This window comes from Streptomyces sp. WMMB303 (genome assembly GCF_029351045.1).
Taxonomy (GTDB): domain Bacteria; phylum Actinomycetota; class Actinomycetes; order Streptomycetales; family Streptomycetaceae; genus Streptomyces.
In genome coordinates this window covers 2,132,315-2,153,431 of the sequence record NZ_JARKIN010000001.1, presented here as the reverse complement: position 1 = coordinate 2,153,431, position 21,117 = coordinate 2,132,315, and the positions used below count along the sequence as shown (strand labels likewise).

Below are 21,117 nucleotides of genomic sequence, written 5' to 3'. Positions count from 1 at the left end.
GGTTCTGCTGCGGCCTGCCCGCGGCGGGCCGCCTTCCGGGTGCCGTCAGCGGCGGGTCGCCTGCGGGTCGGCCTCCCCGGCGGGCTTCGGCACCCGGCCGGCCGCGGTGGCGTCCGGCCCGGTGCCGTCCTCCCCGGAGGGGGCGGGGACGCCGGGGAGCGGCTCGCCCCGCCGGCCGACGATCCGGTCCTTGACCAGCGAGGCCACCAGCACCACGGCGGCGACTGCCAGCGACAGGACCATCTGGACCCGGCCGTCCTCGTCGGTGAACATGTAGCCGATCACGAAGACGATCAGACCGATGGTCGCCCAGGTCAGATACGGGTACAGCCACATCCGCACGGTCAGCTTCTCCGGGGTCTCCCGCTCGATCCGGCGCCGCATCCGCAGCTGCGAGGCGCAGATGACCAGCCAGACGAACAGAGCGACGGCGCCGGAGGAGTTGAGCAGGAACTCGAAGACCGTGTCCTTGGCGATGTAATTGAAGAAGACGGCGATGAACCCGAACGCCACCGAGGCCAGGATCGCGGTGGTGGGCACACCGCGGCCGTTGGTGCGGCCGAAGGAGGCCGGCGCGTCCTTGCGCTCACCCAGCGAGAAGGCCATCCGCGACGCGGTGTACAGGCCCGAGTTCAGGCAGGAGAGCACGGCGGTGAGCACCACGATGTCCATCACGGTGCCCGCGTACGGGATGTCCAGCGAGTTCAGTACGGCCACGTACGGGCCTTCGGAGGCGATCGCCTTCGAGTCCCAGGGCAGCAGCGAGACGATCACGAAGATCGAGCCGATGTAGAACAGCCCGATCCGCCAGATCACGCTGTTGACGGCCTTGCGTACGGCGTCGACCGGGTTCGGCGACTCGGCGGCGGCCAGGGTCACGATCTCGCTGCCCATGAACGAGAAGACCACCAGCAGCATGCCGGAGAGGATCGCTCCGGGACCGTTGGGCAGGAATCCGCCGTGCCCGGTCAGGTTCTCCGCTCCCGCGAAGTGGTCGGCGGGCGGCAGACCCGCGAAGGCGATCACACCGATGACGATGAACGCGATGATCGCGACGACCTTGATCCCCGCGAACCAGAACTCGAACTCGCCGTAGGAGCCGACGGAGATCAGGTTGGTGCCGGTCAGTACCAGCATCACCAGCAGGGCCCAGCCCCACTGGGGTACCGCGGGCGCCCAGCCTTCCAGGATCTCGGCGGCCGCGGTCGCCTCCACGGCGAGCACCACGGACCAGAAGAACCAGTACAGCCAGCCGATGGTGAACCCGGCCCAGCGGCCCAGCGCACGGTCGGCGTAGGTGGAGAAGGACCCGGAGGTCGGCTGGGCGGCGGCCATCTCGCCCAGCATCCGCATCACCAGGACGACGAGCAGCCCGGCGAGTGCGTAGGACAGCAGGATGCCGGGACCGGCGTCCGCGATACCGGCCTTGGAGCCGATGAAGAGCCCGGCGCCGATGACGCCGCCGATGGCGATCATGGACAGATGGCGGTTCTTGAGGCCCGCCTGGAGGCCGTCACCGTCCCCGGGACCGGGTGCGGGCGGACTCTGTGGCGGCTCCCCCGACGTACGCGGGGTGTGCTGGGAACTCATGGGGCAGCCGGCTCCTAATGAGGGTGGTGTGCAAACGAGCGCTCACATGTAACGGCCCTTCCTGCCCCCTATGGAAGAGGTGAATCACGATTGTTGCCTACGGAACATCGGGAAAACCTCCCGTACGGCTGAGAAACACGTCCTGCTCCGCCGTCCGAACCGTGCCCCGCGCCGCCCTGCCCGGCCCGTGCCGCCCGACGGCGCCGCCTGCCCGCGCCCTGGGCGGCCGGTCGCCCCGCGGAGATGGCACACTCTCCGTCATGCGCGTCTACCTCGGCTCCGATCACGCCGGCTTCGAACTCAAGAACCACCTCGTCGAGTGGCTCCGCACCGCCGGCCACGAGCCCGTCGACTGCGGCCCCCACATCTACGACGCCGAGGACGACTACCCGCCCTTCTGCCTGCGCGCCGCACAGCGCACCGCCGCGGACGGCGACGCGCTCGGCATCGTCATCGGCGGCTCCGGCAACGGCGAGCAGATGGCCGCCAACAAGGTGCCCGGCGCCCGCTGCGCCCTGGCCTGGAGCACCGAGACGGCCGCCCTGGCCCGCGAGCACAACGACGCCAACCTGGTCAGCGTGGGCGCCCGGATGCACACCACCGAAGAGGCCGTCTCCTTTGTGGAGACCTTCCTGAACACCCCCTTCTCCGAGGGCGAGCGGCACCGGCGCCGCATCGCGATGCTCGCCGACTTCGAGCGCAGCGGCGAACTGCCGCCCGTGCCCGCGCACCACCCCCAGCCCTGAGCCGTGCCCGAGGGCCACACCATCCACCGGCTCGCCCGCGAGATCGCGGACCGGTTCGCCGGACACCCGCTGGACGTCTCCAGCCCGCAGGGCAAGTTCGCCGACGGCGCCGCGCTGCTGGACGGCGCGGCGCCGACCGGCACCGAGGCGCACGGCAAGCACCTGTTCCTGGGCTTCGGCCCGATCGGCTGGGTCCACATCCACCTGGGCCTCTACGGCACCTTCCGGTTCGACGAGGGTCCGCCCCCGGCACCCGTCGGGCAGGTCAGGCTGCGGCTGGCCACCCGCCCAGGCGAGCACCCGGCGGCCCCGCCGCACTACGCCGACCTGCGCGGGCCCACCCGCTGCGAACTGCTGACCGAACCGGAGAAGCAGGCGGTCGGCGACCGGCTCGGCCCCGATCCGCTGCGCCCCGCCTCCGACCCGGCAGCCGCCTGGGCGAGGATCTCCCGCAGCCGCACCACCGTCGCCGCGCTGCTGATGGACCAGAAGATCGTCGCCGGGGTCGGCAACGTCTACCGCGCCGAGGTGCTCTTCCGGCACGGCATCGACCCCTACCGCGCCGGTCGGGACCTCACCCGCACCGAGTGGGAAGCGCTGTGGGACGACCTCGTCGCGCTGATGACCGACGGCGTCCGCAAGAACCGCATCGACACCGTGCGCGGCGAGCACACCCCCGAGGCCATGGGACGCCCGCCGCGCGTGGACGACCACGGCGGCGAGGTCTACGTCTACCGCCGGGCCGGGCTCCCCTGCCTGGTGTGCGGCGGCCCGGTCGCCACCGCGGAACTCGCGGCCCGCAACCTGTTCTGGTGCCCCTCCTGCCAGCGCCGGTGACCGGTCAGAACCCGTGCGGCAGCCACGGCTGGACCTCGCTCCCGAAGGCCGCGGAGGCTGCCGCGAGCGCGCCCGGGCCCGGCCGCTGCTCGCGTACCAGTCCGGCCGCGGCCGGCGCGGCCGGTGAGGTCCCGCCCAGACAGGCGCGGCCCGGCTCTCGCACGGACAACGACAGATCGGCCGCGTCCCCGGTCGGCTCGCACACGGCCCCCTTATCGTCGCCCGACAGCCGCCAGCGGCCCGTGTTCCACGGGCAGCACTCGCCGGCCTCCCGTACGACGTCGGGCTGCCGCCGCATCATCGAGCGCAGCAACCCCCGCCGGCGGTGGGTGGGCGCCACACTCACCATCGTCACCCCGGCCGCCGGGACGACGGCGCCACCGGGCACCGCCATCCGGAACGACAGCAGCCCCGCCGTGGCCACCGGGCGCCCCTCGTCGCACACCCGATCGAGCGCTCCGACTCGGTCAGCGAATGGTTCAGTTCCCGCTCCTCGGACGTCTCGTCCGCGGTGAAGGCACTCAGCAGGGACGCGTACCAGGCGTCCCACTCGGATGGCTGGAGAACCTGCGGCTCAGTTGTCATACTGCCATCACTAGCAGGGCAGTTCGAACGTGGGTGAACGTATTCGTCCGCTGGCGCGCCGCCCCCTGAGCGCGCGGACCCCCCGCACACCTCCCGGCAGCTGCCGGGAATCGACGGCTCGCCGACGGGGTGGCTAGGCTCCGGGAGCATGGCGGACCGCCGCGTGGGACTCTCAGCAGCCACGGCCCGGTTGCACCAGGCGCAGAAGACCTGGCACCGGGCCCGCACCACCCTGCGCAGGTCCGCTGTCGACTACTTCCGCGGCGGTGCCTCCGACTGGGTCGCGCTGGTCGGCCTGCTGCTCACCGTCCCGGCCCTGGCCTGCGCCACCGTACTGACCCCCCTGTGGTGCGCCCCCGAGGCGCTGGTGCTTCCGCTCATCGCGGGCGGCCTGCTGCTGCGGCCCGCCAGCCTGCTGGCGCTGTACGCCGCCGCCGCGGTCGCCCTCATGGTCGAGTCGCTGCTGTTGCCGCCCTGGGAGTCCGCGGACGGCGGGCGCGTGACGCCGGGCACCATCCTGGTGGTGGCGGCGGCCGGGCTCTCCGGGCTGCTCATCGCGCAGTTCCGCAGCCGGGTGGGCGTGCCCTGGCGGCGCGGCGGCACCATGCTCTTCGATCTGCGCGAACGCATCCGGGTGCAGAGCAAGTTGCCCAAGCTGCCGGCCGGCTGGCACCACGAGATGGCCCTGCGCCCGGCGGGCGGGCAGTCCTTCTCCGGGGACTTCGTCGTCGCCGCGCGCACCGGCCCGGGGCGCCGGACCCTGGAACTGGTCCTCACCGATGTCTCCGGCAAGGGCATGGACGCCGCCTCCCGCGCCCTGCTGCTCTCCGGCGCCTTCGGCGGTCTGCTGGGCTCCCTTCCGCCGCACGCCTTCCTGCCCGCGGCCAACGGCTATCTGCTCCGCCAGTCGTGGGAGGAGGGCTTCGCCACCTCCGTCCACCTCGTCCTGGATCTGGACAGCGGCGACTACGAGTTGCTCTCCGCCGGGCACGTACCGGCGATGCAGCTCAACGCCGGTTCCGGCAAATGGGAGGAGAAGGCCGCCGAGGGGCCGCTGCTGGGCGTCTACGACGGTGCCGAGTTCGACCCGGTCAAGGGGACCCTGCGGCGCGGGGACGTGCTGATGCTCTTCACCGACGGGCTGGTGGAGACCGCGGAACGGGATCTGACCGAGGGCATGGACCGGCTCACCGGGGAGGCCGACCGCTACGTCGCCACGAGCTTCCACGGCGCGGCCTGGCACCTGATCGAGTCGGTGGCGCGCGACGTCAACGACGACCGGGCGCTGCTGCTGATCTGCCGCGACTGACGGCTCCATGGCGCGCCGCCGCGGCCGACGCGGTCAACCGGCACGGCGCCCGCTCACCCGCTGTCCGGATGTTCGACCCCCTGGCGGACTCCTCGCCCAGCAGCGGGCCCCCTCGCGCCGCTGCGGGAGGGGGCCGGGGAACGGGTCCGGGCGGGGGCTACTTCTTCCGGTGCGAGGCGGGCGTGCCCGACTCGCGCTTGCGGGCCATGGCCCCGGGGTCGCGCTTGAAGAACCAGTCCATCTTCGGCTCGATCACGAATTTGAACAGCCGGGTCACCCACGGAGTGCACAGCACCGTCATCATCACCGCGGCCAGCAGGGTGATGACGACCCGGCTGAGCGGGTGGTCGACCCAGGCCATCTCGTACCAGTCGAACTGGCGCGAGCTCTGGATGAAGAAGATGTGCAGCAGGTAGGCGTACAGCGTGCCGGCGCCCAGCGCGGTGAACCACATCAGCCGCCGCGGCACCCAGGAGAGGAAGCAGGCCGTCATCACCAGGCCGCAGCCGAACAGCGCGAGGTACATCACCGCACCGGCCCAGGAGGGGACGCCCATGTCCGCCGCCGCCTTGTCGTGCAGGAACCACGCCTTGGACATCCGGGGCACCGCCCAGTAGGCGAAGACCATCGCGCACAGCGTCACCGGCACCGCGAGGTAGCGCGCCTGCTTGCGCTTGACCAGCTTGAAGTGCTCGGGACGCAGCTGGAGGCCGAGGACGAAGAACGGCAGGAACTGCGCCACCCGCATCAGGTTCAGATCCCCGCCGATGCTCGGGGTCACGCTGGCCGCCGCTCCGATGGCCAGCGCCACCGGCATCGGCCAGCGCAGGCTCTTCCACAGCGGCGTGGTCAGCCGCCAGAGGAACAGCGCGCACAGGAACCACAGCGCGAACCCCGGCTCCTGGAAGTGGAACTCACGGTCCGGGTCGTCGTTGGCCCAGCGCATGAAGAACGTGTAGCCGAACTGGATCGCCAGGTAGGGCACGACCACCCCGGTGACCAGCCGCTGGACCTGCTTCGGCTTGCCCTCGAAGCTCCTGGAGAGGTAGCCCGAGATGATGATGAACGCCGGCATGTGGAACGTGTAGAGGACGAAGTAGAGCGCCTCGGCAGTCCGGCTGTCGCTGCGCAGCGGGTCCCAGGCGTGCCCGATCCCCACGAGGACGATCGTCAGGTACTTCGCGTTGTCGAAGAACGGGTCCCGCTGCTTGGCTGCTGGCTTCTTCTGCGCCTGCGCGGGCTGCGACTTCGCAGCCTGCTCCGCGGACGCGGGTGGCGTCTCGGAGGGGGACTCCTGGCGGACGGGGGGGAGCGGCGCCCGCTCATAACCAGCGTGCAACATCTGCCGCACCATAGCGGGTCACCGTGTGAGCCGTAAATTCTCGCCCGCGCCGCCTTCCCGCCGCACGGCGCGCTATTCCTCGGTTTCCGGAACAGAGCTGACGGGGCGTGACGTGCATGTTCGATCTGCCGGACGATGTCCCATCTAAACGGGGCGTATGAGGTCCCTGTGGTGCTGGAGACAAGGGGGGCGGTGCCGTCGGTGCGCGTTGTGAGCGAGGACACAATTCGCAGATCCAACCGGAGAATTCCGGCCGCCGGAGGCCACGGCACCGCGTGCCGGTCTTTCTGCACGAAGTGCACCTGCTGTGTGATGTGCCGCGCGACGCATTTCCGGCATTCGTCAAGCCGTCGTGCGGTGATCACGTCGAATTGATGGCGGGAATTCCGAGCGCCCGGCGGCCCGCCGACTGCGTCACCTACGCCCCAAGTGTCCTGTGCTGTCCCCCTGGTCGATGATCGGTATTTACCCGATGATGGGCCCGGTGGCGCCCCGGTCGGCTCCTCGTGCAAGGGAGTTGGTGGCACGATGGGTGCGCGCTGTGTGCGTGGGGGTACGGCCACAGTGGCGGCCCCCGAGGCCGGGTGAGGCGTTCCGACCATGAGGGTGTGAGCAGTTGTGGCCATCTCGCTGTCCGTTGTCGTGCTGTTGGCGGTCATCCTCGTCGTGATGATCCGGAGCAAGTCCATCAAGCCGGGACCTGCCATCGTCGCCGTGCTCTTCGGCTTCTTCCTCGCCTCCAGCGGCATGGCGCCGTCCATCAACCGGTTCCTGAACTCGGTCGCCGACACGATCAACCAGATCAGCTTCTAGGCCGGCTGCCGGCGCGGCCGACCGGATCGGCTTCCCGGGGCGCGCCCCGGCGTCCCCTGCCGGGAGGCCCTCCCCTCAGGGGGCGGGCGGCGCCCCCGGGCGCCGCGGGGGTGCTCGCACCGCAGTCCCACCGTGACATTGCGCGACCGCGCCCGCGACACCGTGCGCCCGGTCCCGCGGTCGCGTCCGTCCGCCCCGCCCGGACGGCGCCGCGGAGGGCGAGGAGCCGAGGCGACGCGACGACGAGGCCGACGAGACGGCGAAAGGCCCGGCCCCTCGGGGGCCGGGCCTTTCGCACTCCTGAGCGGGCGACGGGAATCGAACCCGCGTAGCTGGTTTGGAAGACCAGGGCTCTACCATTGAGCTACGCCCGCGTGAGCCGGATCGGCGGACCGGATCGGCACGCACCGCATCCTACGACATGTACTCTACGTGTCGCACCGACGGGGTGTGGCGCAGCTTGGTAGCGCGTCCGCTTTGGGAGCGGAAGGTCGTCGGTTCGAATCCGGCCACCCCGACCACGTACTATGAAAGACGCGCGTGCCTGTGTCGTGTCTGCATGCATACGGGGCGCAGCCAAGAAGTCAGCAGAACCCCCAATGCCAGCCCCAAGGAGACCGACCGTGAAGAGCGCCGTGGAGACCTTGAACCCGACCCGGGTTCGGCTCACTGTCGAGGTGCCCTTCGAGGAGCTCAAGGACAGCCTCGACGCGGCGTACAGCAAGATCAACCAGCAGGTCACCGTGCCCGGGTTCCGTAAGGGCAAGATCCCTGCGCGCCTGATCGACCAGCGTTTCGGCCGTGGTGCCGTCCTCGAGGAGGCCGTCAACGACGCGCTTCCGAAGCTCTACCAGTCCGCCGTCGAGGAGGGCGAGCTCAACGTGCTCGGCCAGCCCGAGGTCGACATCACCGAGCTGAAGGACAACGAACTGCTGGCCTTCACCGCCGAGGTGGACGTCCGTCCCGAGATCGAGATCCCGGACTACTCCGGCCTCGAGGTCGAGGTCGACGCGGCCGAGGTCTCCGACGCGGACGTCGACGAGGCCGTCGAGCAGCTCCGCGAGCGCTTCGCCTCGACCACCGCGGTCGAGCGGGCCGCCGCCGAGGGCGACGTCGTCAAGGTCGACCTCGAGGCCCGGATCGACGGCGAGGTGCTGGAGGACGGCGTCGCCCAGGGCGTCGACTACACCATCGGCTCCGGTGAGCTGCTCGACGGGATCGACGAGGCCGTCACCGGTCTGGAGGCGGGCGGCACCGCCACCTTCACCTCCGAGCTGAAGGGCGGCTCCGGCGCGGGCCGCGAGGCCGAGGTCGCCGTCACCGTCCAGACCGTCTCCGCGCGGGAACTGCCCGAGCTGGACGACGAGTTCGCCCAGCTCGCCAGCGAGTTCGACACGCTGGAGGAGCTGCGCGAGGACAGCCGCAAGCGGCTGGCCGACCAGAAGAAGCAGGAGCAGGCGACCCAGGCCCAGGAGAAGGTGCTCGATGCCCTTCTGGAGCTCATCGAGGTCCCGGTTCCGGAGAAGCTGCTGGCGGACGAGATCGAGAGCCGCAAGCACAACCTGGTCAACCACCAGCTCGGTCAGCTCGGCCTGGACCTCGAGTCCTACCTGAAGATGCAGGAAAAGAGCGAGGAAGAGTTCGACGCCGAGCTCAAGGAGCAGGCGGAGAAGGGCATCCGGACCCAGTTCGTGCTCGATGAGCTGGTCAGCAAGGAGAAGCTCAACGTCAGCCAGGAAGAGCTGACCGAGCACCTGATGCGCCGCGCCCAGTCCTCCGGTATGAGCCCCGACCAGTTCGCGCAGGCCGTCGTCGAGGGCGGCCAGGTGCCGGTCCTCGTCGGTGAGGTCGCCCGCGGCAAGGCACTGGCCACCGTGGTGGAGGCCGTGACGGTCAAGGACACCGCCGGCGAGGTCGTCGACCTGAGTGACGAGGACGCCGAGGAGGCCGCCGAGGGCGCCGAGGCCGAGCAGGCCCCGGCCGCCGAGGCGGCGGACGAGGCCGGCAAGGCCGAGAGCTGATCCGGCTCGCCTGACCCGCGAACGGGGGGCGCCGGGGCGCGCGAGTGCACGCCCGGGCGCCCCCCGTTCGGCTGTCGGCCACGGCGGACGCGATCGCCCGGGGGTACCTGCGCTCACAGCGAAATGCGCTCGGCCCGGGATGGCGGCCGACGACCGGCGCGTTAGGGTCCCCAGTAGACGAAGACCCCAGTGGCGGCCAGCTCCGCGTGGCCGTCCGGACACGAGCAGGTGGACACGTGACGCTTCCGATGCCTTCCGCCGCCGGCGAGCCCAACTTCGGTGGTGGCCTCGGCGATCAGGTCTACAACCGGCTGCTCGACGAGCGCATCATTTTCCTCGGCCAGCCGGTGGACGACGATATCGCCAACAAGATCACCGCCCAGCTTCTGCTCCTTGCCGCCGACCCGGACAAGGACATCTTCCTGTACATCAACAGCCCGGGTGGTTCGGTCCAGGCGGGCATGGCGATCTACGACACCATGCAGTACATCAAGAACGATGTCGTCACCATCGCCATGGGCCTGGCCGCCTCCATGGGACAGTTCCTGCTGACCGCGGGCACCCCCGGCAAGCGTTTCGCGCTGCCCAACGCCGACATCCTCATCCACCAGCCGTCCGCGGGCCTGGCGGGCTCGGCCACCGACATCAAGATCCACGCCGAGCAGCTGCTGCGTACCAAGAAGCGGCTGGCCGAGCTGTCGGCCGCGCACAGCGGTCAGACCGTCGAGCAGTGGACCCGCGACGCGGACCGCGACCGCTGGTTCACCGCCGAGGAGGCGCGCGAGTACGGCCTCATCGACGAGGTGTACGGCAGTGCCGCGCAGCTTCCCGGCGGTGGCGGCACGGGCGCGTGAGCCCCGCCACAGCGCCGCAGGGCACCCGCTCCTCCCGCAGCCACCAGTTCATCTCCAGGAGAACCTCCCGATGACCTCATTTCCCACGGACGCCCGGGCCGAGTTCACCGGCATCGCGCCCGAGTCCCGCTACGTCGTGCCGCGCTTCGTGGAGCGCACCTCGCAGGGCGTGCGGGAGTACGACCCGTACGCGAAGCTCTTCGAAGAGCGCGTGATCTTCCTCGGTGTGCAGATCGACGACGCCTCGGCCAACGACGTCATGGCGCAGCTCCTGTGCCTGGAGTCGATGGACCCCGACCGCGACATCTCGGTCTACATCAACTCGCCGGGCGGTTCCTTCACCGCGCTGACCGCCATCTACGACACGATGCAGTTCGTCAAGCCGGACATCCAGACGGTCTGCATGGGGCAGGCAGCCTCCGCGGCCGCCGTGCTGCTGGCCGCCGGCACCCCCGGCAAGCGGATGGCGCTGCCCAACGCCCGTATCCTGATCCACCAGCCCTACAGCGAGACGGGCCGCGGTCAGGTCTCGGACCTGGAGATCGCGGCCAACGAGATCCAGCGGATGCGCGAGCAGCTGGAGGACATGCTGACCAAGCACTCCACCAAGGAGCGCGAGATCATCTCCCAGGACATCGAGCGCGACAAGATCCTCACCGCCGAGGAGTGCCTGGAGTACGGCCTGATCGACCAGATCGTCTCCACCCGGAAGACCTCGGTGGGGGTCTGAGGGGCCGCGCGCACGACCCTGCCCCCTTGGAGCGACGCCGGATGTGTCGGTCCGGTCGCTCCAAGGGGGGCCCATTCCGGCGGTCCGGCAAGGTACCGTCGAAGAGCACGTACCTCGGTCCGTATCCCTGACGGATCCCAGGCGAAGGGGAAGCTCCTCGTGGCACGCATCGGTGATGGCGGCGATCTGCTCAAGTGCTCGTTCTGCGGCAAGAGCCAGAAGCAGGTGAAGAAGCTCATCGCGGGTCCAGGTGTGTACATCTGCGACGAGTGCATCGATCTCTGCAACGAGATCATTGAGGAGGAACTCGCCGAGTCCTCCGAAGTCCGGTGGGACGAGCTGCCCAAGCCCCGGGAGATCTACGAGTTCCTGGAGGGCTACGTCGTCGGCCAGGAGGCCGCGAAGAAGGCGCTCTCGGTGGCCGTCTACAACCACTACAAGCGGGTGCAGGCGGGTGAGAACGGCCAGGGCAGGGACGACGGCATCGAGCTGTCGAAGTCCAACATCCTGCTGCTGGGCCCCACCGGCTCCGGCAAGACGCTGCTGGCCCAGACCCTCGCGCGGATGCTGAACGTCCCGTTCGCGATCGCCGACGCCACGGCACTCACGGAGGCGGGCTACGTCGGCGAGGACGTCGAGAACATCCTGCTGAAGCTCATTCAGGCGGCCGACTACGACGTCAAGAAGGCCGAGACGGGGATCATCTACATCGACGAGATCGACAAGGTGGCCCGCAAGAGCGAGAACCCCTCGATCACCCGGGACGTCTCGGGTGAGGGCGTGCAGCAGGCGCTGTTGAAGATCCTGGAGGGCACGACGGCCTCGGTGCCGCCGCAGGGCGGCCGCAAGCACCCGCACCAGGAGTTCATCCAGATCGACACGACGAACGTGCTGTTCATCGTGGGCGGCGCCTTCGCCGGTCTGGAGAAGATCATCGAGTCCCGGGCGGGCGCCAAGGGCATCGGTTTCGGTGCCGACATCCGCTCCAAGCGGGAGATCGAGGCGACCAACCAGTTCGAGGAGGTCATGCCGGAGGATCTGGTGAAGTTCGGGATGATCCCGGAGTTCATCGGCCGGCTGCCGGTCATCACCTCCGTGCACAACCTCGACCGCGAGGCCCTGCTGCAGATCCTCATGGAGCCCAGGAACGCGCTCGTCAAGCAGTATCAGCGGCTGTTCGAACTCGACGGTGTCGAGCTGGACTTCGACCGTCCGGCCCTGGAGGCCATCGCCGACCAGGCCATCCTGCGCGGCACTGGGGCCCGCGGGCTGCGCGCCATCATGGAGGAGGTCCTCCAGTCGGTGATGTACGAGGTGCCCTCGCGCAAGGACGTCGAGCGCGTCGTGATCACCGAGGAGGTCGTGCACTCCAACGTGAACCCGACCCTGGTGCCGCGCGCCCGCGGCAACGGAGACCAGCAGCGCCACGAGAAGAGCGCCTGACCGCAACGGAGTCCGGCGGTCCGGTGCCCGGCCCCGAGGCCCGGCACCGGCAGCCGGTTCCCTCTCCGTACCGTCACGAAGGCCCGCCCCGATCCCGGGGCGGGCCTTCGTAGGGGGACTGCCGGTTGCGGCCGGTCGGCACCCCGACCGGCCGCACGGTTACTTCGCCACGGTCACCTGGTCCTTGATGCGTACCGTGACCCGCGCGAACTCGGCCAGGTCCACGCTGGCCGGGCTCGTGTGGGCGATGTCGAGGTCCAGCACCGTGGCGGCCGTCGAGGAGTCCGCCCAGGCACAGGCGGGCGCGTACAGGGAGACACCGTTCTGGCTGATCCGGGTGAGCTGGCAGGAGACCTCCACGTCGCCCGCGCCCGGCGCGAACTCGCGGCGCTCTCCGATCACCACGCCGGCCTGGCTCTCCCGCATACCGTCCAGCATGTCCTCGCGCATCCGGGACGAGGAAATGTCGATGTCGCCGTACGCCCCGGCGATGGCCAGCCCACTGCCGGTCGGCCGGTCCGAAGCGCCGGCGGTGTAGGTGGCCACCTTGGCGGTGCCGTCGTCGGGCAACTCGCCCTGCAGCGTGCGCTCCTGGGCCTCCACCCGGGCGTCGCCGACCACGCGGTGGTATCGGCCGCTCTCCAGCGTGGCGGGAAAGGCGATCTTCTCCGTGCCGTGCGGCTGCACGGCACGGAGAAGCGAGACGAGGGAGAAGAGCAGGACCCCGACCGCGGCCAGGCTGCCCAGCACGATGGCCGTGATGCCGCCGCCGCCCAGGCCGCGGCGGCGCGGCGGGGGAGGCGGCGGCCAGACGCCGTACGGACCGGGAGCGCCGAAACCGGGCCCCGGCGGCGGTCCGTGGGGACCGGCGCCGGGACCCGGGGGCTGCTGCCCGTATCCACCTGGCCCGTAAGGGGCCGGAGGCGGTCCGCTCATGCTCGGCTCACTTCTCGACCCGGGCCGCGTCGTAGACCTTCGCGGTCAGTTCGGCGGTCTCGTCGGCGGAGGCGGGGCCGCTGCCGTTGGTGGCGGTCACGATGGCGATGGTGCTGTCGTCCGCCCAGGAGCACACGGTCATGCTGGTGCTGATGACCTTGTACTCCTGGCACTTCATCAGGTCGCCGTCGAACCCGGAGGGGCTCACCTTCTTGGGCTCGCCCGCGGCCTTCGCCGAACCGCCGGTGGTCTTCTCGAGCTGGCCCAGCAGCCAGTCCACACCCTTCTCGGGGTCGTCCAGGGTGCCGTAGGCGCCGCTGAAGTTCAGCCTCTTCTCACCGGCGGTGTACTGCGCGCTGATGTGGCCCTCGGGGTCCATGCCGGGGATGTCCTGCTTCTTGTCCCCGCTGGTGCCGACCTTGACCTGGCCGCCCTTGCCGGTGTCGGGCTCGCCCTTGCGCTGGTACTCGCCTATGGACTGCGGGGCGTCCAGCTTGTAGTCGCCGCCTCCGATCACCCCGAACAGGAACAGGCCGCCGATGAGGGCGCCCACGACGACCAGGGCACCGACCACGATGCCGATGGTCTTGCCCTTGCCCCCACCGCCCTGCGGCGGCATCGGCATGCCCGGGTGCGGCTGGCCGGGCATCCCCGGCTGGCCGGGCTGACCGTAGGGGGCGCCGCCCAGCGGCTGGCCCGGCTGCCCGTACGGAGCGCCCTGCGGCTGGCCCTGCTGCGGATAGCCGTAGCCGGGCTGCTGCTGGGGCTGGCCCTGCTGGGGGTAGCCGTAGCCGGGCTGCGGCTGCTGCGGCTGCTGCGGGTACCCGTAACCGGGCTGCTGCGGCTGCTGCGGCTGCTGTCCGTAGGGTCCCTGCCCGTAGGGACCCGGCTGGTTCTGGCTCATGGCGGCGCTTCCCCTCCGTGGATGTGCTTGAACGCGCTACGACATCTTGTCGGATGCACGACGAGAGCGCCGCACCGGGCGCCGAATCGGGGCCGCCCGGGGACGCAATCGTGAAGAACCACCGGCGAATCATCCGGTTATGCCAGGGAAAGCCCCGTGCAAAGCTGCGGCGCCCGGGAACCCCCGGGCGCCGCAGCTCGCTCTCCGCCGAGATGCGGGGTGCTAGGTGAGCGGCACGCGGACGTCCTCGCGGACCTTGGCGGTGGTCTCACCTGCCTCGGTGACCGAGGTGCCCTTTCCGCTCAGTGCGTCGGCCGCCGAGGCGGTCACCACGAAGCCGATGGTGCTGTGGTCGCCCCACATGCAGAACGGCATGGTGAAGCTGTCGACCCCCGAGGAGCTGCCGGGCGCTGCGCTGTACTTCACCTTCTGGCACTTCATCACCGCGTCGTCACCCAGACCGCTGGGGTGGACCTCCTGCGGCTCGCCGTCCAGTTCGGCCTTGCCGCCGCCGCTGGTGCCGGGGTCCTCCTTGGCCTCCTTGGCGACCATCAGCAGCGCCGCGTCGACGACGGCCTCCGGGTTCTCGATCGTGCCGTAGACACCGCCGAAGCTGAGCTTCTTCGCGTTGATGCCGGAGCCGCTCTCATAGCTGGCGGAGACGTTCTTGGGGTCCTTGACGCCGAACTGCTCGAACTTGTCCTTGTCGGAGTCGCTGAACCCGCCCGAGGAGCTGTTCTCCGAGCCGGGCTTCTTGTCGAATTCGCCGGCCACCTTCGCCGGCGTGATGAGCTTGTACCTCTTGCCGTCGTCGGCCACCGCGCCGCCGCCCTTGCCGCCGCCCTTGTCGCCCTCGTCGTCCGTGCCGGTGAACAGGACGACGCCGCCTATGACGGCCGCCACGAGCACCAGCGCGCCGACCACGATGCCGATCGTCTTGCCCTTGCCGCCACCGCCCTGTGGCGGCATCGGCGGCCCGGGCCGGCCGTAGGGGCCCTGCTGACCGTAGGGGTCGGGCCCGCCGTAGGGGCCCTGCTGGCCATAGGGGTCGCCCTGGCCCGGCGCGCCCTGCTGCTGCGGGAAGCCGTATCCCTGTGGCGGCGGGCCGGGAGGCTGCTGTGGCGGCGGCTGCTGCGGGTAGCCGTAGCCGGGCTGCCCGGGGGCGCCGCCGTACGGGTTGGGACCGCCCTGCTGCGGCGGCTGCCCGTACGGACCCGGCTGCTGGCCGTACGGACCGGGCTGCCCTGGCTGTTGGCCGTAGGGGCCGGGTTGCTGGTTGCTCATGAGCGGCGCTTCCCCTCCGTGGACAAGTGGTCGAATGCGCTCCGCACATAGTGACGGATGCCGCCGGCGCATGCGTCACCGGTCCGCGAACCGGTTCGAGAGCGGGGCATCCGCGCCCGTACACTGGCGGTCGTGACCGACAACACTCAGCAGAGCCCGGCAGCCGACGGGCCGAACAGCGCCGCCCCCGCAGATCTGCCGACCCAGTACGCGCCGGCCGAGGTAGAGGGGAAGCTGTACGAGCGCTGGGTGGAGCGGGGCTACTTCGAGGCCGACACCAAGAGCGGCAAGCCGCCGTACACGATCGTCATCCCGCCTCCGAACGTCACCGGGTCCCTGCACCTCGGGCACGCCTTCCAGCACACCCTCATGGACGCGCTCACCCGCCGCAAGCGGATGCAGGGCTACGAGGCACTGTGGCTGCCCGGTATGGACCACGCGGGAATCGCCACCCAGAACAAGGTCGAGCAGCAGCTCGGCGAGGAGGGCAAGTCCCGCCAGGACCTCGGCCGGGAGGCGTTCGTCGAGCGCGTGTGGCGGTGGAAGGAGGAGTACGGCGGCAGGATCCTCGGCCAGATGCGGCGCCTGGGCGACGGCGTCGACTGGTCCCGCGAGCGCTTCACCATGGACGAGGGCCTCTCCCGCGCCGTCCAGACCGTCTTCAAGAAGATGTATGACGACGGGCTGATCTACCGCGCCGAGCGGATCATCAACTGGTGCCCGCGCTGCCTGACGGCCATCTCCGACATCGAGGTGGAATACCAGGAGGACGACGGGGAGCTGGTCCAGCTCCAGTACGGCGAGGGCGAGGAGTCCGTCGTCGTGGCCACCACCCGTGCCGAGACGATGCTCGGTGACACCGCGATCGCCGTCCACCCCGACGACGAGCGGTACCAGCACCTGATCGGCAAGCAGATCAAGCTGCCGCTGACCGATCGCGCCATCCCCGTGGTCGCCGACAGCCACGTCGACCCGGAGTTCGGCACCGGGCAGGTCAAGGTGACGCCGGCGCACGACCCGAACGACTTCGAGATCGGCCGCCGGCACGGCCTGCCGATGCTCACGGTGATGGACGAGCGCGGTGTCATCACCGCGCACGGACCCTTCCAGGGCCTGGACCGCTTCGAGGCGCGCTCGGCGATCGTTGCCGCGCTGCGCGAGCAGGGCCGGGTGCTGGAGGAGAAGCGCCCCTACGTGCACAGCGTCGGGCACTGCTCCCGCTGCAAGACGACGATCGAGCCGCGGCTGTCCATGCAGTGGTGGGTCAAGGTCGCCCCGCTCGCACAGGCCGCCGGCGACGCCGTCCGCGACGGCCGGGTGAAGATCCACCCCGCCGACATGTCCTCCCGGTACTTCGACTGGGTCGACAACATGCACGACTGGACGATTTCGCGCCAGCTCTGGTGGGGGCACCGCATCCCGGTCTGGTACGGCCCCGAGGGCGAGGTCGTCTGCGTCGGCCCGGACGAGGAGCCGCCGGCCGGCGAGGGCTGGCACCAGGACCCGGACGTGCTGGACACCTGGTTCTCCTCCGGGCTGTGGCCGTTCTCCACGCTCGGCTGGCCGGACCGGACGCCCGACCTGGAGACGTTCTACGCCACCGACGTCCTGGTGACCGGCTACGACATCATCTTCTTCTGGGTCGCCCGGATGATGATGTTCGGCACGTATGTGATGGAGGAGCCGCCCTTCCACACCATCGCGCTGACCGGCCTCGTCCGTGACGAGCACGGCAAGAAGATGTCGAAGTCCTTCGGCAACGTCGTCGACCCGCTGGACTGGATGGACGCCTACGGGTCCGACGCGCTGCGCTTCACCCTCGCCTCGGGTGCCAACCCGGGCACGGATGTGCCGATCGGCGAGGACTGGGTCAAGGCGTCCCGCAACTTCGCCAACAAGATCTGGAACGCCACCCGCTTCGCGCTGATGAACGGGGCCACCGTCGAGGGGCCGCTGCCCGCGACCGAGGAGCTGGCGGCCACCGACCGCTGGATCCTCTCCCGGCTGAACGAGGTGCTGGCCGAGGTCGACGGCTATTACGACGACTACCAGTTCGCCAAACTCTCCGACGCGCTGCGGCACTTCGCCTGGGACGAGGTCTTCGACTGGTACGTCGAGCTGTCCAAGACCACCTTCGCCAAGGGCGGCAGGCCCGCGGAGGTCTCGCGCCGCGTGCTGGGCGAGGTCCTGGACGTGACCCTGCGGCTGCTGCACCCCGTCGTCCCGTTCGTCACCGAGACCCTGTGGACGACGCTGACGGGCGGCGAGTCCGTCGTCGTCGCACCCTGGCCGCAGGATTCCGGGTTCCGCGACGCGGAGGCGGAGCGGGAGATCGCCACCGTCCAGCAGGCGGTGACCGAGGTCCGCCGCTTCCGTGCCGACCAGGGCCTCCAGCCGGGTCAGAAGGTTCCCGCCGAACTGGCGGTGCAGAACACCCCGCTGGTGGCCCACGAGGACGCCGTCCGCCAACTCCTGCGGCTCCAGCCCGCGGGGGAGGGGTTCCAGGCCACGGCCTCGCTGCCGGTCGCGGGTGCGACGGTCAGCCTCGACCTCTCCGGCGCGATCGACGTGGCGGCCGAGCGCAAGCGGCTGGCCAAGGACCTGGCGGCCGCCGAGAAGGAGCTGGCGCAGACCGGAGCGAAACTCGGCAACGAGGCGTTCCTGGCCAAGGCACCGGACCAGGTGGTGGAGAAGATCCGGGGCCGCAAGGCCGCCGCCGAGGCCGATATCGACCGGCTGCGGCAGCAGCTGGAGCGGCTCGGCTGACCGGCCGCACGGCAGGCGCGTCCGCGTGACCGGCGGTTCGGAACCGGCCAGGCCGGTTCCGAACCGCCGGTCAGTGCGTCTGTGCGGCCGTGCCCCATCCGTTCCCGCACTGTCCGGCCGGGCGGTTCCGCCGGAGGGCGAGCGGGGTTCGGTCAGGTGTCGAGCTTGGGCGCAGCGGCACGATAGGCCCGCAGGGCACATCGTGCCGCCGGGTGGGGGCAGCCGTCCGGTCTGTCCGAACGCACCCCCGTCCGTCGCCGGACCCTTACGTAGACTGGTCGCGTGAGCGACGAGCCCCAGCCCGACGAGCCCCGGCCGCACGAACCCGAGCCCCACGAATCCGAGCCGCACGAGCCGCGGCCCTCCTCCTTCGAGGAGATCGTCGGGGAAGAGACCGACCGCGACCCCGATCTGGCGGTGATCGAGGCGGGCAGCCGCACCCTGCGGGCCCAGGCCGGTCCCCCGCAGTCGGAGCCGGTGCCCGCCCGGCCCGAGGACCCCGAGGTGGACCGGGCCCTGCGGGCGGTGGAGGAGGAGCTGGCCACCCGCTGGGGCGAGACCAAGCTGGACCCCTCGGTGCAGCGCATCGCCGCGCTGGTCGACGTGCTGGGCGAGCCGCAGCGCTCCTACCCCTCCATCCACATCACCGGAACCAACGGCAAGACCACCACGGCGCGCATGATCGAGGCGCTGCTGGGCACCTTCGAGCTGCGGACGGGGCGCTACAGCTCTCCGCACGTGCAGTCGGTCACCGAGCGCATCAGCGTCGACGGCGCGCCGCTCTCGGCCGAACGCTTCATCGAGACGTACGAGGACGTCAAGCCGTACGTCGAGATGGTGGACGCGCAGCAGGACTACCGGCTCTCCTTCTTCGAGGTCCTCACCGCGATGGCCTACGCCGCGTTCGCCGACGCGCCGGTGGACGTGGCCGTCGTCGAGGTCGGGATGGGCGGCAGGTGGGACGCGACCAACGTCATCGACGCGGGTGTCGCCGTCATCACCCCCATCTCCCTCGACCACACCGACCGGCTCGGCGACACGCCCGAGCGGATAGCTCAGGAGAAGTCCGGGATCGTCAAGCCCGACGCCACCGTGGTGCTGGCCCAGCAGCCGGTGGAGGCGGCCTCCGTCGTGCTGAAGAAGGCCGTGGAGGTGGACGCGACCGTCGCCCGCGAGGGCATGGAGTTCGGCGTGGTCTCCCGGCAGCTCGCCGTCGGCGGCCAGCAGCTCACACTGCGTGGCCTGGGCGGGGAGTACCCGGACATCTTCCTCCCGCTGCACGGCGCGCACATGGCGCACAACGCGTGTGTGGCGCTGGCCGCCGTGGAGGCGTTCTTCGGCATCGGCCAGCAGCAGGCCCGAACCCTCGACATCGACGTGGTCCGCGAGGCGTTCGCCGCGGTCTCCTCGCCCGGCCGCCTGGAACTGGTGCGCAACAGCCCTCCGGTGCTGCTGGACGCGGCGCACAATCCGGGCGGGGCCCTCGCCACGGCCGAGGCCGTCAGCGAGGCGTTCGACTTCAGCCGGCTCGTCGGCGTCGTGGCTCCCAGCGCGGACAAGGACGTGCGCGGCCTGCTGGAGGCGTTCGAGCCGATCTTCGCGGAGATCGTCGTCACCCGGAACTCAAGCCACCGCTCGATGGACGTGGACGCGCTCGCCGCGCTCGCGGTGGAGGTCTTCGGCGACGAGCGGGTCCAGGTGGAGCCGCGGCTGGACGCGGCGCTGGAGGAGGCGGTCACCCTCGCCGAGGAGGAGGGTGAGTACGCCGGGGCCGGGGTGCTGGTCACCGGCTCGGTCATCACGGTCGGCGAGGCCCGGCTGCTGCTGGGCGGGGGGCGCTAGATGCGAACGCTGTGCGCGTCCACCCTGATCGGCGAGTTCTTCGTCATCGGTTTCGCCGGATTGGTCGCGATGCAGACGAGTGACCTTTCGGCGGCCACCGTCTGGACGGTCAGCGGAATCGCCATGGTGCTGTGCCTGCTGCTGTGCGGCGTTCTCACCCGTCCGGGTGGCGTCCACCTCGGCTGGGCGCTCCAGATCGCCCTGGTGGCCGGCGGGTTCGTGGTCCCCGCGATGTTCTTCCTGGGGGTCTGTTTCGCCGGACTCTGGTGGGCTTCGGTGCACTTCGGTCGGAAGGTCGACGAAGCGAAGGCACGCTTCGCGGCCGAGGCCGCGCCGGAGGGCGGGGCCGAGCCCGCGGGCTGAGGCGCGGGGGGGGCACCCGCCGGGCGGCGGGTGCCCCCCGCGCGGCGGAAAAGTGCTCCCCGGCGTCGGAGCGGCCGCGGCCCGCAGGTAGCCTCTGCTCACCGTACGACCGCAGCCAAGGAGCCGCACGCATGACCCAGCGCACCCTCGTCATCCTCAAGCCCGATGCCGTCGCACGCGGTCTGGTGGGCGAGATCATCGGCCGTATCGAGCGCAAGGCGGGGTGGACGATCGCGGCGCTGGAGCTGCGTACGCTGGAGCGGGCCGCGCTGGAGCAGCACTACGCGGAGCACGAGGGCCGCCCCTTCTACCCGCCGCTGATGGAGTTCATGGCCTCCGGCCCGTCCGTCGTGGCGATCATCGAGGGCGAACGGGTGATCGAGGGAGTGCGGGCGCTGGCCGGGCCGACCGACCCGATCGCGGCCCCCGCCGGGTCCGTGCGCGGAGATTTCGGCACCATTGTGCGGGAGAATCTGATCCACGCCTCGGACTCGGAGGAGTCGGCCGCGCGGGAGATGAAGATCTTCTTCCCCCGATTCTCCTGAGCCGGGCCTCGCCCGCCGCCGAATCGACCGCCTGAGGCGGAATGGACCGGGGCTCGGCTCCGACACGACGTCACCATTACGGTGGCCGTTCGGACTTCCGCCGACAATGGCGGAGGAACCGTCTCCACGTGTTCGAGCAACCGCGTCTACGATGGAAGCCTCGCGTTTCGAGCATCTCGGCGAGGTACTAATCCCTCCGTAGCCGCA

At 70.5% G+C, this 21,117-nt stretch carries 17 protein-coding genes, 2 tRNA genes and 1 pseudogene; 13 read left to right on the top strand and 7 right to left on the bottom strand.

Annotated elements, in window-relative coordinates; translation table 11 throughout:
- Positions 1-45 precede the first annotated feature (45 nt).
- Positions 46-1,590, bottom strand: coding sequence for an amino acid permease (locus P2424_RS09795; RefSeq protein WP_276475380.1), 1,545 nt, complete (start codon positions 1,588-1,590; stop codon positions 46-48).
- A gap of 260 nt (positions 1,591-1,850) precedes the next feature.
- Here P2424_RS09795 and P2424_RS09790 point away from each other — a divergent pair, with 260 nt between their 5' ends.
- Positions 1,851-2,336, top strand: coding sequence for a ribose-5-phosphate isomerase (locus P2424_RS09790; RefSeq protein WP_019358119.1), 486 nt, complete (start codon positions 1,851-1,853; stop codon positions 2,334-2,336).
- Between the two features lie 3 nt (positions 2,337-2,339).
- Positions 2,340-3,173 carry a DNA-formamidopyrimidine glycosylase family protein gene (locus P2424_RS09785; protein ID WP_276475379.1) on the top strand — a complete coding sequence of 278 codons (834 nt, stop codon included), beginning with the start codon at positions 2,340-2,342 and terminating at the stop codon, positions 3,171-3,173.
- Between the two features lie 4 nt (positions 3,174-3,177).
- Here the strand turns inward: P2424_RS09785 and P2424_RS09780 are convergent.
- A pseudogene (locus P2424_RS09780) lies at positions 3,178-3,758 on the bottom strand (GNAT family N-acetyltransferase).
- A gap of 148 nt (positions 3,759-3,906) precedes the next feature.
- Here P2424_RS09780 and P2424_RS09775 point away from each other — a divergent pair.
- Positions 3,907-5,067 (top strand): PP2C family protein-serine/threonine phosphatase, encoded by a 1,161-nt coding sequence (locus P2424_RS09775; RefSeq protein WP_276475378.1) that lies wholly within the window; start codon positions 3,907-3,909, stop codon positions 5,065-5,067.
- Positions 5,068-5,224: 157 nt separating this feature from the next.
- On the opposite strand, the gene P2424_RS09770 is transcribed toward P2424_RS09775, so the two are convergent.
- A complete protein-coding gene (locus tag P2424_RS09770; protein WP_276475377.1) occupies positions 5,225-6,421 on the bottom strand; it encodes an acyltransferase family protein in 1,197 nt (398 codons plus the stop codon).
- A 606-nt stretch (positions 6,422-7,027) separates the two neighbouring features.
- Here P2424_RS09770 and P2424_RS09765 point away from each other — a divergent pair.
- Positions 7,028-7,222, top strand: coding sequence for a hypothetical protein (locus P2424_RS09765; RefSeq protein WP_075001348.1), 195 nt, complete (start codon positions 7,028-7,030; stop codon positions 7,220-7,222).
- Between the two features lie 303 nt (positions 7,223-7,525).
- On the opposite strand, the gene P2424_RS09760 is transcribed toward P2424_RS09765, so the two are convergent.
- A tRNA-Gly gene (locus P2424_RS09760) sits at positions 7,526-7,596 on the bottom strand.
- A gap of 70 nt (positions 7,597-7,666) precedes the next feature.
- Between P2424_RS09760 and P2424_RS09755 the strand changes: the two genes are divergently transcribed.
- From P2424_RS09755 to clpX, 5 genes are all read left to right on the top strand, one after another.
- Positions 7,667-7,743: transfer RNA gene (locus P2424_RS09755), tRNA-Pro, on the top strand.
- A gap of 102 nt (positions 7,744-7,845) precedes the next feature.
- On the top strand, positions 7,846-9,243 hold the full coding sequence (gene tig / locus P2424_RS09750; protein ID WP_276475376.1) for a trigger factor: 1,398 nt from the start codon (positions 7,846-7,848) through the stop codon (positions 9,241-9,243).
- 248 nt (positions 9,244-9,491) lie between these two features.
- Positions 9,492-10,097, top strand: a complete 606-nt coding sequence (locus P2424_RS09745) for an ATP-dependent Clp protease proteolytic subunit (RefSeq protein WP_019358126.1) — start codon at positions 9,492-9,494, stop codon at positions 10,095-10,097.
- Positions 10,098-10,167: 70 nt separating this feature from the next.
- A complete protein-coding gene (locus tag P2424_RS09740) occupies positions 10,168-10,827 on the top strand; it encodes an ATP-dependent Clp protease proteolytic subunit (RefSeq protein ID WP_019358127.1) in 660 nt (219 codons plus the stop codon).
- Positions 10,828-10,986: 159 nt separating this feature from the next.
- Positions 10,987-12,270, top strand: a complete 1,284-nt coding sequence (gene clpX, locus P2424_RS09735; RefSeq protein WP_019358128.1) for an ATP-dependent Clp protease ATP-binding subunit ClpX — start codon at positions 10,987-10,989, stop codon at positions 12,268-12,270.
- Between the two features lie 159 nt (positions 12,271-12,429).
- Here the strand turns inward: clpX and P2424_RS09730 are convergent, their stop codons facing one another.
- The 3 genes from P2424_RS09730 to P2424_RS09720 all read right to left on the bottom strand — a co-directional run bounded on the left by P2424_RS09730 (position 12,430) and on the right by P2424_RS09720 (position 15,394).
- Entirely contained in the window at positions 12,430-13,206 is a 777-nt protein-coding gene (locus tag P2424_RS09730) for a hypothetical protein (RefSeq protein ID WP_276475375.1), read from the bottom strand.
- A gap of 7 nt (positions 13,207-13,213) precedes the next feature.
- Complete coding sequence (locus tag P2424_RS09725; RefSeq protein ID WP_276475374.1) at positions 13,214-14,110, bottom strand: hypothetical protein; 897 nt, start codon at positions 14,108-14,110, stop codon at positions 13,214-13,216.
- Between the two features lie 222 nt (positions 14,111-14,332).
- Positions 14,333-15,394: a hypothetical protein gene (locus P2424_RS09720; RefSeq protein ID WP_276475373.1), complete on the bottom strand. Its 1,062-nt coding sequence runs from the start codon at positions 15,392-15,394 to the stop codon at positions 14,333-14,335.
- 132 nt (positions 15,395-15,526) lie between these two features.
- On the opposite strand from P2424_RS09720, the gene P2424_RS09715 reads away from it, so the two are divergent.
- The 4 genes from P2424_RS09715 (at position 15,527) to ndk (ending at position 20,910) form a co-directional block, all read left to right on the top strand.
- Entirely contained in the window at positions 15,527-18,160 is a 2,634-nt protein-coding gene (locus P2424_RS09715) for a valine--tRNA ligase (RefSeq protein WP_276475372.1), read from the top strand.
- A gap of 282 nt (positions 18,161-18,442) precedes the next feature.
- Positions 18,443-20,002: a folylpolyglutamate synthase/dihydrofolate synthase family protein gene (locus tag P2424_RS09710; RefSeq protein ID WP_276475371.1), complete on the top strand. Its 1,560-nt coding sequence runs from the start codon at positions 18,443-18,445 to the stop codon at positions 20,000-20,002.
- On the top strand, positions 20,003-20,365 hold the full coding sequence (locus tag P2424_RS09705; RefSeq protein WP_276475370.1) for a DUF4233 domain-containing protein: 363 nt from the start codon (positions 20,003-20,005) through the stop codon (positions 20,363-20,365).
- 131 nt (positions 20,366-20,496) lie between these two features.
- Positions 20,497-20,910 carry a nucleoside-diphosphate kinase gene (gene ndk, locus P2424_RS09700; RefSeq protein ID WP_276475369.1) on the top strand — a complete coding sequence of 138 codons (414 nt, stop codon included), beginning with the start codon at positions 20,497-20,499 and terminating at the stop codon, positions 20,908-20,910.
- The last annotated feature ends 207 nt before the right edge of the window (positions 20,911-21,117 follow it).